The sequence below is a fragment of the Nocardia transvalensis NBRC 15921 genome (assembly GCF_000308875.1).
Lineage (GTDB): Bacteria > Actinomycetota > Actinomycetes > Mycobacteriales > Mycobacteriaceae > Nocardia > Nocardia transvalensis.
The window spans coordinates 1-560 of record NZ_BAGL01000046.1 but is presented as its reverse complement, the minus strand read 5'-3'; the positions used below and the strand labels follow the sequence as shown (position 1 = coordinate 560).

The 560-nt window shown below is 68.4% G+C and carries 1 pseudogene; it reads right to left on the bottom strand.

Annotated elements, in window-relative coordinates:
- Positions 1-560, bottom strand: a pseudogene (locus tag ON41_RS14245) (PucR family transcriptional regulator); the annotation flags it as partial.

Genomic DNA, 560 nt, shown 5'->3' with positions numbered 1-560 from the left:
GCGGGGATGAGGAGGGTGCCGCCGTCGGTGGAGAGGAGGGAGAGGGTGGTGTGGGTGGTGTGGGTGGCGAGTTCGGCTTGGAGGCGGCGGAGTTTGCGGCGGGCGACGACTTTGGTGTCGAGGAGGGGGTTGGTTTCGTCGGGGTGTGGGGGGATGGCGAGGGCGAGGACGTGGTAGGTGTCGGCGATTTCGATGCCGCATTCGCGGGCCATGGTGCTGGTGGGGTGGCCGCCGAGGAGGGCTGAGGTGAGGGTGTGGACGGCGGTGTGGTGTTCGGAGACGACGGCTTTGAGTTCGCGGACGTAGGCGGTGGAGACGGCGGTGGTCATGGTGTCGAGCATTTCGACGACGAGTTTGGCGCCACCGATCAACGCCTCGTAATCCGCGAGCGTGATGACCACCGTGCCGTCGCCCTCGGAGCCCTCGGAGCGCTGGCGCGCGGCGGTTCCGGAGACCACCAGTTCGAGGCCGATCTTGAAGCCTTCGTGGATGGCGTGGTGGATGGTGTCGATGGGAACGCCCTCGCGGGCCCAGCCGGCCGCGGCGTCCTTCAGCCGCTC